This window comes from Mesorhizobium sp. M7A.F.Ca.US.011.01.1.1 (assembly GCF_003998295.1).
Lineage (GTDB): Bacteria > Pseudomonadota > Alphaproteobacteria > Rhizobiales > Rhizobiaceae > Mesorhizobium.
Genome location: NZ_RZRT01000002.1, coordinates 267958 through 281438, shown reverse-complemented (window position 1 = coordinate 281438; position 13481 = coordinate 267958). Strand labels below are relative to the sequence as shown.

Sequence of the window (13481 nt, the reverse complement as noted above, 5' to 3'; positions counted from 1 at the left end):
GGCTGGCGACTTCGCGGGCGCATCGGCCCAAATAGCAACCACGTTTGCTGCCGACAGCAGCGGAGGCGCCCCCTGCCGCATCGACGCAAAGCGACGTCATGGACCGTTCATTCCGTCCTCCGCCAAGCTCTAGACACATATGTACAATACCGATAGGGTACGCCACACTGACTGGGTGGAGTGCGACAGGATGAAATCCCAATACAGGGCGATCGTCATCGGCGGCGGCGTGGTTGGAGCCTCGGTGCTCTATCACCTAGCGAAGTTCGGCTGGAGCGACGTCGCGCTTATCGAACGCGAGGTACTGACAGCGGGATCGAGCTGGCATGCGGCCGGCGGGTTCCATGCGCTGAACGCCGATCCCAACATCGCCGCCCTGCAGGCCTATACGATCGACCTGCTCTCCGAGGTCGAGAAGGAATCGGGCCAGAGCATCGGCATGCACATGACCGGCGGCATCTCGGTCGCCTCGGCGCCCGAGCGCTGGGAATGGCTCAAGGCCTCCTACCGCATCTTCCAGACCATGGGCATCGACGATGTCCATCTGGTCGGCGTCGACGAAATCCGGCAGCGCTGCCCGATCCTCAACACCGACGGCATGCTGGGAGGCCTCTATGCCGCGCGCGAGGGCCATATCGATCCCTCAGGCGTCGTGCACGCCTATGCCAAGGCAGCCAGGCTGCGCGGCGCCGACATCATCGAGCACAACCGGGTGCTGGAACTGAACCGCCGCGCCGATGGCGGCTGGGACGTGGTCACCGAGAAGGGCACGGTGATTGCCGAGCACGTCGTCAATGCCGGCGGACTGTGGGCCAAGCAGGTCGGCAGGATGGCCGGCATCGACCTGCCGGTATCGCCGATGGAACACCATTATCTCGTCACCGAGGCATTGCCCGAAATCCAGGCGCTGGACATGGAATTGCCGCTGATCGTCGATCTCGAAGGCTTCACCTACATGCGCCAGGAGCAGAAAGGCCTTCTGCTTGGTATCTATGAGGTCAACCACAAGCACTGAACATGGACGGGGCGCCCTGGGACTACGGCATCGAACTGATCCAGGAAGATACCGACCGCATCGCCGACGAGCTGGCGCTCGGCTTCAGCCGTTACCCCTGCCTGGAGACAGCCGGCATCAAGCGCTGGGTAAACGGCGCCTTCACCTTCTCACCGGACGGCAATCCGCTGGTCGGCCCGGTGCGCGGCGTGCCCAATTACTGGGTGGCGTGCGGCGTCATGGCCGGCTTCCTGCAAGGCGGCGGCGTCGGCAAGTCGCTTGCCGAATGGATGATCCATGGCGAGCCGGAAGCCGATGTCTACGGCATGGACATCGCCCGCTACGGCGACTTCGCCTCCAACCGCGAATACATCAGGCAGACCACCGGGCAGTTCTATTCGCGCCGCTTCGTCATGAGCTATCCCAACGAGCAGCTGCCGGCGGGACGGCCCTTGAAGACAGCCGGCGCGCATGACGCGATGGATGCCGCCGGCGCGCGCTGGGGCAATTCATGGGGCATGGAAGTGCCGCTCTATTTCGCGCCGCAAGGCTTCGTCGAGACACCGACGCTGAAGCGCTCCAACGCCTTCGACATTGTCGCACAGGAATGCCGCAAAGTGCGCGAAGGTGTCGGCCTGCTCGATATATCAGCTTTCTCGCGCTACGAGATCACCGGTCCGCGGGCCGAGGCTTGGCTCGACCGGCTGCTTGCCTGTGCGCTGCCCAAGCCGGGACGCGCCAAGCTCGCGCCGATGCTGGGCGAAAACGGCAAACTCAAGGGCGATCTCACCGTCTTCAACTGGGGCGATGGCTCCTGGTGGATCATGGGATCCTACTATCTGCGCCAGTGGCATATGCGCTGGTTCGAGCAGCATATGAGCGACGGCGTCACCGTCCGCGACATTTCGGACGCCATTGTTGGTTTCTCGCTCGCCGGTCCCAATGCGCGAATGCTGCTTGAGCGCCTCACACATCAGGACGTTTCGCACCAGGCCTTCGGCTTTCTCGCCTGCAGGACGCTCGATGTCGGGCTGGTGCGGGCCAAGGTCGGGCGACTGTCGGTCATCGGCGAACTCGGCTACGAGATCCATTGTCAAGCCAATGAGCACGCGGGGCTGCGCCGTGCGCTGCTGTCGGCAGGCAAGGAACTTGATGTGACCGAATATGGCTTCGGCGCGGTCAATTCGCTGCGGCTCGAAAAGAGCTTTGGCATCTGGTCACGCGAGTTCACGCAGGACTATACGCCGGCCGAGACCGGAATGGGCCGCTGGATCGCTTTCGACAAGGGCGATTTCATCGGCCGCGAGGCGGCGCTGAAGGAGCGGCAGGTTGAATCCCGGCGCACGCTGGTGACGCTCGAAATCGACGCGGCGGATGCCGATGCCAGCGGCTACGAACCCATCTGGAACAAAGGCGGGCTCACCGGCTTCGTCACCTCCGGCGGCTATGGCCATACGGTCGGCAAGAGCCTCGCCATGGCGCTGGTCGAGCGCGAGGCGGCCGAGATCGATACGCAGTTGACAACCCACATCGTCGGCGTCGAAAGAGGTGCGCGCGTCATCGCTTCGTCGCCATACGATCCACTGGGCAAGGCAATGCGGGCATGACCGATCGAACCGACGACGTCGGTGCGGAAGACCATTCGATGATCCACATTTCTTTCCGAAAATCAGGCCTGTCCGGCACGTCATGACCACACGCTATTCCGCCTTTTCGCTGTTCAAGGAGGGCTTGGCCGGCCAGACCGGTTGGCAACCGGCGTGGCGATCGCCCGAGCCGAAGCCAGCCTACGACGCGATCGTCATCGGCGGCGGCGGCCATGGGCTGGCGACGGCCTACTACCTGGCAAAGAACCACAACATCACCAGGGTCGCTGTGCTGGAAAAGGGCTGGATCGGCGGCGGCAACACCGGCCGCAACACCACCGTGGTGCGCTCCAACTACTATTACCCGGAAAGCGTTGAGCTCTACGGGCTGGCGCACCGCCTTTACGAAGGGCTGGGCAAGGACCTGAACTACAATGTCATGCTGTCGCAGCGCGGCATGGTCAATCTGTGCCACTCGATCGCGGAGATGGAGATCGGGGCGCGCACCGTCAACGCTATGCAGATCAACGGCATCGATGCCGAATTGTTTTCTCCCGAGGATGTGCGCCGGGTGGCGCCGATCTACAATTTTTCGCCGGACGCGCGCTTCCCGGTGTTCGGCGGCATCTGGCAAGGCAGGGCCGGCACGGCGCGCCATGACGCCGTCGCCTGGGGCTACGCGCGGGCGGCGAGCCGGCTCGGCGTCGATATCATCCAGAACTGCGAGATCACTGATTTCATCATCGAAGGCGGCCGCTGTCGCGGCGTCCAGACTTCGCGTGGCGCGATCCGTGCCGACCGCATCGGCATGGCGGTGGCAGGTCACTCGTCGGTGCTGGCGGCAAAGGCCGGCTTCCGGCTGCCGATCAATTCCTATGCGCTGCAAGCCGGCGTGTCCGAGCCGGTCAAGCCGATCCTCGACACGGTGGTGCTGTCGCCCGGCTGCGGCGTCTATGTCAGCCAGTCGGACAAGGGCGAGATCGTCATCGGCGGCGGCCTTGACCGCATCCCTTCCTATGCGCAGCGCGGCAATCTGCCGACGCTGGAGGGGGTGATTGCCGGCCTTTTGGAAATGTTTCCGATCTTCGGCCAGCTCAAGCTGATGCGGCAATGGGCCGGGATCGTCGATGTCGTGCCGGACTCCTCGCCGATCATAGGCGAATCACCGCTGCCCGGCCTGTTCCTCAATTGCGGCTGGGGCACGGGCGGCTTCAAGGCCATTCCCGCTGGCGGCACGCTGCTGGCGCAGTTGCTGGCGACCGGCAAGCACAACGACATCAGCCGCCCCTTCGACCTCGATCGCTTCGCCAGCGGGCGGCTGATCGACGAAGCGGCCGGCTCCGGCATCGCGCATTAGAGGCAATCATGCAGTTGTTCCCTTGCCCATTTTGCGGCCCGCGTGACGAGACCGAATTCCACTATGGCGGCGATGCCGGCAACATCAGGCCTGACGGTGCCGACGTGCCGATCGATCGCTGGGCTGAGTACCTCTATCTGCGCGGCAATCCGAAAGGCACGGCGCGCGAGATCTGGGTTCACATGATTTGCAGCGAGTTCTTCGTCATGGAGCGGGACACCATCACCCACAAGGTGCTGTCTTCGGCCGCTCTCGACGGGGAGCATGCCGCGTGACCGCCTCGCGTCTTGCCACCGGCGGCAGCGCTATCGACCGCTCGCGCCCGATCCGCTTCAGCTTCGACGGCGCCACCGTGCATGGCTTTGCCGGCGACACCATCGCCTCGGCGCTGCTGGCCGGCGACGTCGCGGTCGTCGGCCGCAGCTTCAAATATCACCGGCCGCGCGGCATCTGGGGTGCCGGCGTCGAGGAGCCGAACGCGCTGGTCGATCTCGGCGGCAGCGTGCCGGCGAAGCCCAACACGCGCGCCACGACCGAGCCGGCGCGCGACGGGCTGGTGGCGAAAAGCGTCAACGCCACGCCCAGCGCGCTGGCCGACCGCAACGCCTTTCTCGACCGTTTCGCGCGCTTCATACCGGCGGCGTTCTACTACAAGACTTTCATGTGGCCGGACTGGCACAGGTTCGAGCCACGCATCCGCGCCATGGCGGGATTGGGCACAGTCGACGCCGACTGGATCTCGCCGGGCACGGCGGACCAGATCAACCATCATTGCGATGTGCTGGTTGTAGGCGCGGGACCGGCAGGGCTGGCGGCGGCAAGGCTGGCGTCTGGTGCTGGCCTGACCGTCACACTGGTCGACGACCAGCATAGCCCTGGCGGATCGCTCGGCCACCGCGCCGGTGAGATCGACGAGAAATCAGCGGCCGTGTGGGTCGAGGGGACGGTTGCCGAGCTTGCCGCTGGCGGTCACCTCATCCTGCCTTCGACCACCGCCTTCGGCATTTACGACCACAATCTGGTCGGGCTGAACCAGCGTCATCTCGACGGCCGGCCGGATACGCTGTGGCGGGTCAGGCCGCGCCAGATCGTGCTGGCGACTGGTGCCATCGAGCGGCCGCTGCCCTTCGCCAACAACGACCTGCCGGGCATCCTATCGGCGGATGCGGCGCTCGCCTATCTCCGGCGCCACGCTGTGCTGGTCGGCCGCCGCATCGTCGTCGCCACCAACAATGACAGCGCCTATGAGGTGGCGGGGGCGCTTGCCGAGGCCGGCGCCGAAGTCAGGCTTGTCGACATCCGGCGCGACGGCACGCCTGCCGCGCCGGCCAATGTCCGGCTGGCCAAAGGGCATTCTCTCATATCCGCCAGCGGCAGGCTGCGCGTCGACGGCGTAACGCTCGACGACGGCACGAGGTTCGATGCCGATTGCGTCCTGATCTCGGGCGGCTGGACGCCGACCATCCATCTCTTCGGCCAAGCCAAGGGCAAGCTCGCCTGGAGCGAGGCCCGCGCGGCCTTTCTGCCGGGCGATCCGGTCGATAACATCGCGGTGGCAGGTGCGGCTGCCGGCGCGGTTTCCTTGTCGGAGGTGTTTGCTGGCGCCAGCACCGCCGTTGCATCGCTCGGCCAGACGAAGGCTCCCCTACCGCGGAGCACCGGGCCGGAGGCGACGGGCGGCATTCTGGCGGCATGGCCAATGCCCGGTTCAAAGGGGCGCATCTGGATCGACTACCAGAACGACGTGACGGTGAAGGACGTCGAGTTGGCGGCACGCGAAAACTTCGTCTCGGTCGAACATCTGAAGCGCTACACGACGCTCGGCATGGCGACCGATCAGGGCAAGACATCCAACCTGCCGGGCCTTGCGCTGATGGCTGGTATCACCGGCCGCACGGTGCCGGAGGTCGGCACCACCACCTATCGTCCGCCATTCACCCCGGTGCCGCTGGCAAGCTTTGCCGGCGCGCGCGTCGGCGAATTGATGGCGCCGGTGCGGCGGCTGCCGCTCGAAAATGTCCACCGCGCCAATGGCGCCGTCTTTCAGGAATATGGCGGCTGGCTGCGCCCGGCCCACTATGGTGGCTACGCAGATGCGGAGCGTTCGATCGCGGACGAGGCACGGCGCGCCCGTCAATCCGTGGCGCTGTTCGATGGTTCGACGCTCGGCAAGATCGAGGTGATCGGGCCGCAGGCGGCGGCATTCGTGGATTTTCTGTACTACAACACCATGTCGACGCTGAAGCCCGGCCGCTGCCGCTACGGCTTCATGCTGTCGGAGAACGGCGTGGTCTTCGACGACGGCGTTCTGGTGCGGCTGGACGAGCATCGCTTCGTCGTCTCGTGCTCGTCCTCGCATGTCGCTGCCGTGCACGCCCGGCTGGAGGAATGGCGTCAGGACCGTTTTGGGCGCGACGCCGTCTACATCCACAACGCTACATCAGACATGGCGACGCTGACCGTCTCGGGGCCAAACTCCCGAAAACTGCTCGAAACGCTGGACCTCGGCCTCTCGCTCGACGATGCCGACCTGCCGCATATGGCGATCGCTCATGGCACCTATGCCGGCGACGATGTCCGCATTGCCCGCGTCAGTTTCACTGGCGACAGGAGCTACGAAATCTCCATCCGGGCCGATCGCGCCGAGTCGTTATGGGCGCAACTGCGCCAGGCCGGCCAGGCCTTCGATGCCGTTGTCATCGGCCTCGAAGCGCTGATGATCCTGCGCGCCGAGAAAGGCTTTATCGTCATCGGCAAGGACACTGACGGCACCACGCTGCCGCATGATCTCGGCGTCGAGGGTCCCCGCGCCAAACGCCAGACCGAGTTCGTCGGCCGCCGCTCGCTGTTCACAGAGGAGGCCTCGCGCGGAAACCGCATGCAGCTTGTCGGGCTGGCGGTGCCGCAAGGCGAAGCGCCGCTGCCTACCGGAGCGCATGGCATCAAACGGATCGACGGCAGATTGCGCAGCCAGGGCTTTGTCACCTCGAGCTACCAAAGCCCGACGCTTGGCCGCCCGGTTGCGCTTGGGCTGATCGAGCGCGGTGCGACGCGGCAGGGCGAGACGATCGACATCCAGCATCTCGGCAAGATCAGCAAGGCGACGATTACCGCCCCTTGCGCCTTCGACCCGGCAGGAGAGCGGCTGCATGCGTGATCTCGCGGAAAAATGGTCTGTTGCACCGGACTGGCAGGGCGCGGTCATCGCCACGCCGGGCCTTGCGGTCAGCGCGATCTGCGGCCTCAACCAGCTTCTGGTCAGTGGCGACCTCGACGCGTGGACACGGGCTTCCAGCATCGGCGGGACTGGCGTGGGTGCTTTTGGTACCGCACAGGGCGACCGCTATGCGGCGCGGCTGGCGCGCGACCGGTTGCTCGTCGTGTCGAAGAGCCCGCTCCCCATCGCCACGGGCTGGCATGCAGACGGGTTCGCGGCGACGGCGATCAGCGCCGGGTTGCAAATATTCGAGGCCGAGGGCACGGCGCTCGATGCTTTCATCGCGCGTGGAACGACGCTCGATCAGAGCCAGCCAAGTGCCAGTGCAGCGCTTTCCTTTGCCGGCATCAGCGCCGTCGTCTATCGCCATGACGGCAAGCTGCGCATCCATGTCGATCGCGGTCTTGCCGCCTATCTCTGGACATGGATGGAAATTGCCGTCGGCAACATCGCCGCCGGATCAGCCGATTAGCCGGCGGCAGTGCGATCAGAGCGTGAACGACCAGAACAGGCAGGCCAGCGTCGCGGCGGCAAAGACGACGAAGAACAGGCTGCGCAACAGCACGTTGCGACGCAGCTCGTTCATGACGAAGTGACAACCGACGATCCCCGCCGCAAACAGGAACCGCCAGTTCAGCAATGCCCACACGGCGCTGCCCTGCCCGAACGCCCATCTGGCGACAAGACTGCCGACGATGGTCGCAAACAGTGCGATCACGGTCCAGAAGAGGGCGTCGGCGGCATGGGTCAGGACGATGCCGGCCGCCCTGATCGGCAGGATCATCATCAGCATTGCGCTGAAGAAATAGACAGCGGCAATCGGGATGAACACGCCGGCGTCGGCGATGCCGTCAAGGCGCCTGACGCCGATGGCACCATAGGGATAGCCGTGCCTGGCGACAGCCAGGCTCAACGCCATGAGCAAGGCGGTCAGCACGGCGACCAGTGCGAAGGATGTGAGGGCTTTGCTCATGACGTTCCTGTCCCAGACGAATCAGACAGGAACGTTTTTAGCGGGCAGTCGTAAATTGCGTAAGCGAGATCAATCATTACGCGAATTTCGATTGCGGCGTAATCCGCCGACGGCGTCTATTCGGCGGCGATCCTGCCTGCCGAGCGGTTGGCCAGCACGAAGCCGACCTCGTCGACCGCCTGCGCGGCACGCTTAAGGATCGCCTCGGAGTGTAGCACGCCGTCGGTGAAATCCTTGTCGGTGGCGTAGACGGCGGTGGGCAGCGCAAAGGCCTCGAAGAAGCCGAACAGCGGCCGCAGCTGATGTTCGACAATCAAGGCGTGGCGCTCGCCACCGCCGGTCGCCGTCAACACGATGGGCTTCCCCCGCAGCGCTGCCGGATCGATCAGGTCGAAGAAGTGCTTGAACAGGCCGGTATAGCTGCCCTTGTAGGTCGGCGAGCCGACGACGAGCACGTCGGCAGCGAGGACTTCGTCCAGGATCGCCCGGGCCTGGCTATCGAGGTCGCGGGCCCATCTTGCCGTGCCGAGCGACGGGCCGAGATCCTCGATATCATAAGTGGTCGCCGACAGGCTGTGGCTGGCGGCGATGTCCCTGGTGACCAGATCGACGAAGGCGCGCGTCTTTGACGGCCGGGTGATGTTGCCGGAAAAGCCGACGACTGTTGGATTTGACATGGCAGTGAACCTCTTGGGGTATAGTGGCCGAAAAATTTTGCTGTGGCGAGCCTCTCGCCCGCCGGTGAGAAATCAGCTCCAGGCGTGCAGCGGCGGGTTTTCGCCGTTGAGGAAATATTTGCCGAGGATGGAATATTTCCAGCGCACCGGATCGTGCAGCGTGTGCGTGCGGGCGTTGCGCCAATGCCGGTCGAGATTGTGTTCGGCCAGAGTCGAGCGGGTTCCCGCAAGTTCGAATAGCTTGTTGGTGGCGGCAATGGCGATCTCGGTCGACAGGATTTTGGCCTCGGCGGTGACGATCTGGGCGTGCGCCACCGCGTCGGCGGTCGGCTCGATCACCGCCCGGTCGATTGCCAGGCCGGCCTTTTCCAGCAGCGCCTGCGCCGCGTGCAGGCGCAGCGTCAGGTCGCCGATGGCCTGGATGGTGTAGGGATCGTCCCAGGCATTGTCGACGCCACTGTCGATCCAGGCTCGGCTCTTGGTCCTGACGAAATTGACCGTCTCGTCGATCGCTGCCTGGGCGATGCCGGTGTCGACCGCCACCTGGATGATCTGGAAGATGGCGCCGTCGGCGGTTGGCCTGTCAAAACCCTTGTAGCCGGGCACCAGATGCGTCTTCGGCACCTTGACGTTGTCGATGATGACGGTGCCGGACAGCGTCGTGCGCTGGCCGAAGCTCGACCAATCGTCGATGACGGTCAGGCCGGGCGCGCCACGGTCGGCGATCGCATACCAGGCACGGCCTTGGTCATCGAGCGCCACGATCGGCACCAGATGAGCGAGCAGCGCGCCGGACGAATAGAATTTGCGGCCATTGACGACGACATGGTCGCCGGCATCGGTGAAGCGGGTTTCGAAATCGGCGGCGCGTTTGGAGCCGAACTCGGAAAAGGCGTTGCCGAACCGCGTGCCCTTCAGCGCTTCGGCAAACAGCAGTTTCTGCTGATCCTTGTCGGAAACGGTCCTGACGGCGGCGACGACGCCGAGATGGTTCTGGGCAATCTGGCCGATCGATGAATCCGCCGCCGAGATGATCTCGATCACCTTCGCCAGGGTCGCATAGGACAATTCCGGCCCGCCGAATGCCTTGGGCACGTTGATCGACCACAGGCCGCTTTGCGAAAAGGCATCGAGTTCGGCAACCGGCCAGATCCGCTCACGGTCACGCCTTGAGGAGTCCTTGACGAATTCGGCGGCGAGCGCGTGGGCGATAGCAATCGCCTCGGCGGCGTCCTTGATGATGTGCGCTGGCGCGGTCGGCCGCGCGACTGGCGGGATGGCGGCGGAAGCCTGGTCGGTCTTGACGGTCGAAACGGTCATTTCACTGCTCCTTCGGATTTCATTTCAGGCAACGGCATGGAGATGGGCTGGTTTGGCGGCGGGCGATGGCTGTTGCCCGGTGGTCGATTGACCGAGATAGAAGGCCCTGATGTCCTCGCGCTGGCGAAGTTCGGCGGCAGCGCCAGAGAGAACGGAGACGCCGTTCTCCAGCACCGTGGCGTGGTCGGCATAACGGAGCGCCACAGCCGAATTCTGCTCGGCAACCAGGATCGACAGGCCGGTCTCGCGGTTCAGCTTTCTGAGCGTCTGGAAGATGTCCTGGACAATGAGCGGGGCGAGACCCATCGACGGTTCGTCGAGGACCAGCAGGCGCGGCCGCGACATCAGCGCCCGGCCGATGGCGGTCATCTGCTGTTCGCCGCCAGAAGTCAGGCCGGACAATGTCCGGCGCTTTTCCCTAAGCCTCGGGAAGTAGCCGTAGATCCGCTCGAGATCTTCGTTGATCTCGGCGCGGCGGCCGCTGCGGCCAATACCGCCGGCAACCAGATTTTCCTCGACGGTGAGGCTCTTGAAGCAGTGCCGGCCTTCCAGCACCTGGACCAGGCCGGCGCGCACGAGATCGCCCGGCTTTCGACGCGAGACATCGCTGCCTTCATAGCGGATGGTGCCTGCATTGACCTGGCCGCGCTCGGCCGGCAGCAGGTTGGAGACGGCCTTTAGCGTGGTGGTCTTGCCGGCGCCATTGGCGCCGAGCAATGCCAGGATCTGGCCACGCCGAAGCTCGAAGCTGACGCCATGCAGCGCCGTGATGGCGTGGTTGTAGGTGGCATGGACCGCGTCCACGGCAAGAATGACGTCATCGTCCGGCATGGGCTCTCATTTCCGTGGTTCGATGAACCGAAACAGGCCGGGCGCTGCGGAAAATTGTCCGCAGCGCCCGACGTTGGCTCAGTTGGTGGTCACCGCGTTGGCATCGTCGGCGGTGCGCAGCTTGATGCCCTTCTCGGCGGCGTAGGCCTCGGCGGACTTCTCGATGATTGGCCGCAGCAGCGCCCAGTCCGGCGCGATCCAGTCGGAGACGACGTTCCACTTCTTGCCGTCCCACTGCTGGAAGGTCACGTAGCCCTCGCCTTCGTGATTGTCCCAGCTGACATTGATCGAGTGGAACAGGTCCTTGGCGCCAAGCGCCTCGACTTTGGCCGGATCAAGCTTGAGGTGTTCGAAGCCCCAGCGGACCTCGTCGCCGGTCAGCGTGCGGTGGCCGAACTTCTCCTGCGCGACGCGGATCGCCTCGACATTGAGGATGCCGTTGACGATGCCGAGATTGTGGTAGACCGAGCCGATACGCGCCTTGTCTTCGAGGTTACCCTTGCCGGCGCCGTAGACCGTCTTCACGATCTCCTGAACCACCGGGTAGGAGTTGCCGGAAGCCTGGGTGGTGATGGCGGTGTAACCCTTGGCGGCGTCGGCGGCCGGGATGACATCCTCTTCAGAATTCGACCAGACATTGCCGACGATGTGATCGACGGGATAGCCGACCTTGACCGCCGTTTTCAGCGCCACCGGGTTCATCACGCCCCAGCCGCGCAGAACGACAAAGTCCGGCTTGGCGCGGCGGATCGTCAGCCACTGCGACTGCTGCTCGTTGCCGGGATGCGGCACCTCGATCTGCTGCACGGTGAAGCCGTATTTCTGCGCCAGCAATTCATAGATCGGGATGGTTTCCTTGCCGTAAGGCGAGCCGTGATAGAGCACGACGATCTTCTTGCCCTTCAGCTTGTCGATGCCGCCTTCCTTGGAGGCGATGTAGTTCACGATGCCTGACGTCTCGCTGTAGGGATTGAGCAGCAGCGGGAAGACGTAGGGGAAAACGCGTCCATCTGTGGAATCGGTGCGGCCGTGGTTGACGGTGATCAGCGGCACCTTGTCGGCGGTGATGCGGTCGATCATGGCATAGGCGATGCCGACCGAGAGCGGGTTCCAGGCGGCGGCGCCGGCATGGCTCTTCTGCCGCTCGTAGCATTCGACGCCGCGCTCGACCTCGTACTGGGTCTCGCATTCGTCCCAGGTCAGCTTGACGCCGTTGACGCCGCCGTCGCGGATGTTGATGAGGTTGAGATAATCGATGAAGCCGCCGAAGAAGCCGGTGCCGCCGGCCGCATAGGGCCCGACCCGGTAGCTCTGCAGCGGGAAATACTGTTCGTCGGCGTGCGCGGCGGGCAAGGCCACCGACACGATCATCGCCGCGGACAGCGCCGCCGCCTTGATTGTGTTCAGGAAATTCATGGTTGAGGTACTCCCGGTATGGGCCGTCTTGGGTTCGGCCTCTGGTTCATTTTCGGATGCGTCAGCTCAAGTCGACTGCCAGGCGGACAGGAGCCGTCTTCGGACCCTGTCCCACAGCGCCACCAGCCCGTCGGGTTCAAGGATCAGAAACAGGATGATGAGCGCGCCCAGCACGATGCGTTGGCTCATGTCGAGCACGCCCGAATCGAAAAGATCGCCAAGCAGGAAGCCGCCGAGGCGCGAAAGAGCGAGCGGGAAGACCACGATGAGCGCGGCGCCGAAAAACGCGCCGCGGATCGAAGCCAGGCCACCGATGATGATGATGAACAGGATCTGGAACGACCGGTCGAGATCGAAGCCATCCGGCTCGACGGTCCGCAGATACGCGAAGGCCCAGATGACGCCTGCGACGCCGATGATGAAGGACGAGATGGCGAAGGCCAGCAGCTTGGTCTTGAGCACCGGGATGCCGATGATGCGGGCGGCGGTTTCATTGTCGCGGATGGCGATGAAGTTGCGCCCGGTCTGCGACGAGACCAGCCGATGGGCGAGGAAGGTCAGAACGGTGACGATGGTCAGCGCGAAGAGATAGCGGCCGATGGCGCCGTCGAGCGCGAAGCCTGAAATCGACAATCTCGGCGCGTCGATGACGCCGGAAGCCGAGTTGTTGGAGAACCAGCTGAATTTGGTCAGTGCCCATTGCACGAAGAACTGCGCGGCAAGCGTCGAGACCGCGAGATAAAAACCCTTCAGACGCAGGCTCGGCAGGCCAAAGACGATGCCTATTGCGGCGGCGACGATGCCGGCCAGGACGATGCTGCCGATCAGCGGCAGGCTCTCGACGCGCAGGTTGAAATTGTAGGCGGCGAAGGCCCCGGCCGCCATGAAGGCAGCACTCCCAAGCGAAACCTGGCCGGCATAGCCGGTGAGGATGTTCAAGCCCACGCCGGCGAGGCTGAGCGCCAGGAACGGCAGCAGGATGGCTTCGAACAGATAGCTTGAGCCGATCAGCGGCACGACGGTATAAGCGAAAGCGAGCAAAAGCACGGGCACGACCCATTTCGGCAGCACCGGCGCGGCGGCGAAATCGCTTGTTATCGCGGTCATCGT

Annotated in this window: 10 protein-coding genes and 1 pseudogene; 5 read left to right on the top strand and 6 right to left on the bottom strand. The window is 64.4% G+C overall.

Annotated features, from left to right (window positions below; all coding sequences use genetic code 11):
* Nucleotides 1-190: 190 nt before the first annotated feature.
* The 5 genes and pseudogenes from EOA13_RS03895 (at nucleotide 191) to EOA13_RS03875 (ending at nucleotide 7626) form a co-directional block, all read left to right on the top strand.
* Nucleotides 191-2601 (top strand): annotated as a pseudogene (locus EOA13_RS03895) (FAD-dependent oxidoreductase).
* 82 nt (nucleotides 2602-2683) lie between these two features.
* Entirely contained in the window at nucleotides 2684-3937 is a 1254-nt protein-coding gene (locus EOA13_RS03890) for a sarcosine oxidase subunit beta family protein (protein ID WP_127289837.1), read from the top strand.
* An 8-nt stretch (nucleotides 3938-3945) separates the two neighbouring features.
* Nucleotides 3946-4212, top strand: coding sequence for a sarcosine oxidase subunit delta (locus tag EOA13_RS03885; protein WP_127289836.1), 267 nt, complete (start codon nucleotides 3946-3948; stop codon nucleotides 4210-4212).
* Nucleotides 4209-7094 carry a sarcosine oxidase subunit alpha family protein gene (locus EOA13_RS03880; RefSeq protein ID WP_127289835.1) on the top strand — a complete coding sequence of 962 codons (2886 nt, stop codon included), beginning with the start codon at nucleotides 4209-4211 and terminating at the stop codon, nucleotides 7092-7094. Before EOA13_RS03885 ends, EOA13_RS03880 begins: the two co-directional genes overlap by 4 nt.
* Nucleotides 7087-7626 (top strand): hypothetical protein, encoded by a 540-nt coding sequence (locus EOA13_RS03875; protein WP_127289834.1) that lies wholly within the window; start codon nucleotides 7087-7089, stop codon nucleotides 7624-7626. Before EOA13_RS03880 ends, EOA13_RS03875 begins: the two co-directional genes overlap by 8 nt.
* Nucleotides 7627-7641: 15 nt before the next feature.
* Here the strand turns inward: EOA13_RS03875 and EOA13_RS03870 are convergent, their stop codons facing one another.
* The 6 genes from EOA13_RS03870 to EOA13_RS03845 form a co-directional block, all read right to left on the bottom strand.
* On the bottom strand, nucleotides 7642-8127 hold the full coding sequence (locus EOA13_RS03870) for a hypothetical protein (protein WP_127289833.1): 486 nt from the start codon (nucleotides 8125-8127) through the stop codon (nucleotides 7642-7644).
* A gap of 116 nt (nucleotides 8128-8243) precedes the next feature.
* The gene (msuE, locus tag EOA13_RS03865) at nucleotides 8244-8804 is read right to left on the bottom strand and encodes an FMN reductase (RefSeq protein WP_023811544.1); all 561 of its coding nucleotides are present in this window, start codon (nucleotides 8802-8804) and stop codon (nucleotides 8244-8246) included.
* A 72-nt stretch (nucleotides 8805-8876) separates the two neighbouring features.
* Nucleotides 8877-10124 (bottom strand): SfnB family sulfur acquisition oxidoreductase, encoded by a 1248-nt coding sequence (locus tag EOA13_RS03860; protein WP_127289832.1) that lies wholly within the window; start codon nucleotides 10122-10124, stop codon nucleotides 8877-8879.
* 24 nt (nucleotides 10125-10148) lie between these two features.
* Nucleotides 10149-10955 (bottom strand): ABC transporter ATP-binding protein, encoded by an 807-nt coding sequence (locus EOA13_RS03855; RefSeq protein ID WP_127289831.1) that lies wholly within the window; start codon nucleotides 10953-10955, stop codon nucleotides 10149-10151.
* A 78-nt stretch (nucleotides 10956-11033) separates the two neighbouring features.
* Entirely contained in the window at nucleotides 11034-12371 is a 1338-nt protein-coding gene (locus EOA13_RS03850; protein ID WP_127289830.1) for an ABC transporter substrate-binding protein, read from the bottom strand.
* Nucleotides 12372-12437: 66 nt separating this feature from the next.
* The gene (locus tag EOA13_RS03845; protein ID WP_127289829.1) at nucleotides 12438-13478 is read right to left on the bottom strand and encodes a branched-chain amino acid ABC transporter permease; all 1041 of its coding nucleotides are present in this window, start codon (nucleotides 13476-13478) and stop codon (nucleotides 12438-12440) included.
* Nucleotides 13479-13481 lie beyond the last annotated feature (3 nt).

Bases quoted from the DNA above. Each gene is read 5' to 3' on its own strand.
- EOA13_RS03890 (WP_127289837.1), top strand. From the start codon at position 2,684: ATGACCACACGCTATTCCGCCTTTTCGCTGTTCAAGGAGGGCTTGGCC.
- EOA13_RS03885 (WP_127289836.1), top strand. From the start codon at position 3,946: ATGCAGTTGTTCCCTTGCCCATTTTGCGGCCCGCGTGACGAGACCGAA.
- EOA13_RS03875 (WP_127289834.1), top strand. From the start codon at position 7,087: ATGCGTGATCTCGCGGAAAAATGGTCTGTTGCACCGGACTGGCAGGGC.
- EOA13_RS03870 (WP_127289833.1), bottom strand. From the start codon at position 8,127: ATGAGCAAAGCCCTCACATCCTTCGCACTGGTCGCCGTGCTGACCGCC.
- msuE (WP_023811544.1), bottom strand. From the start codon at position 8,804: ATGTCAAATCCAACAGTCGTCGGCTTTTCCGGCAACATCACCCGGCCG.
- EOA13_RS03860 (WP_127289832.1), bottom strand. From the start codon at position 10,124: ATGACCGTTTCGACCGTCAAGACCGACCAGGCTTCCGCCGCCATCCCG.
- EOA13_RS03855 (WP_127289831.1), bottom strand. From the start codon at position 10,955: ATGCCGGACGATGACGTCATTCTTGCCGTGGACGCGGTCCATGCCACC.
- EOA13_RS03850 (WP_127289830.1), bottom strand. From the start codon at position 12,371: ATGAATTTCCTGAACACAATCAAGGCGGCGGCGCTGTCCGCGGCGATG.
- EOA13_RS03845 (WP_127289829.1), bottom strand. From the start codon at position 13,478: ATGACCGCGATAACAAGCGATTTCGCCGCCGCGCCGGTGCTGCCGAAA.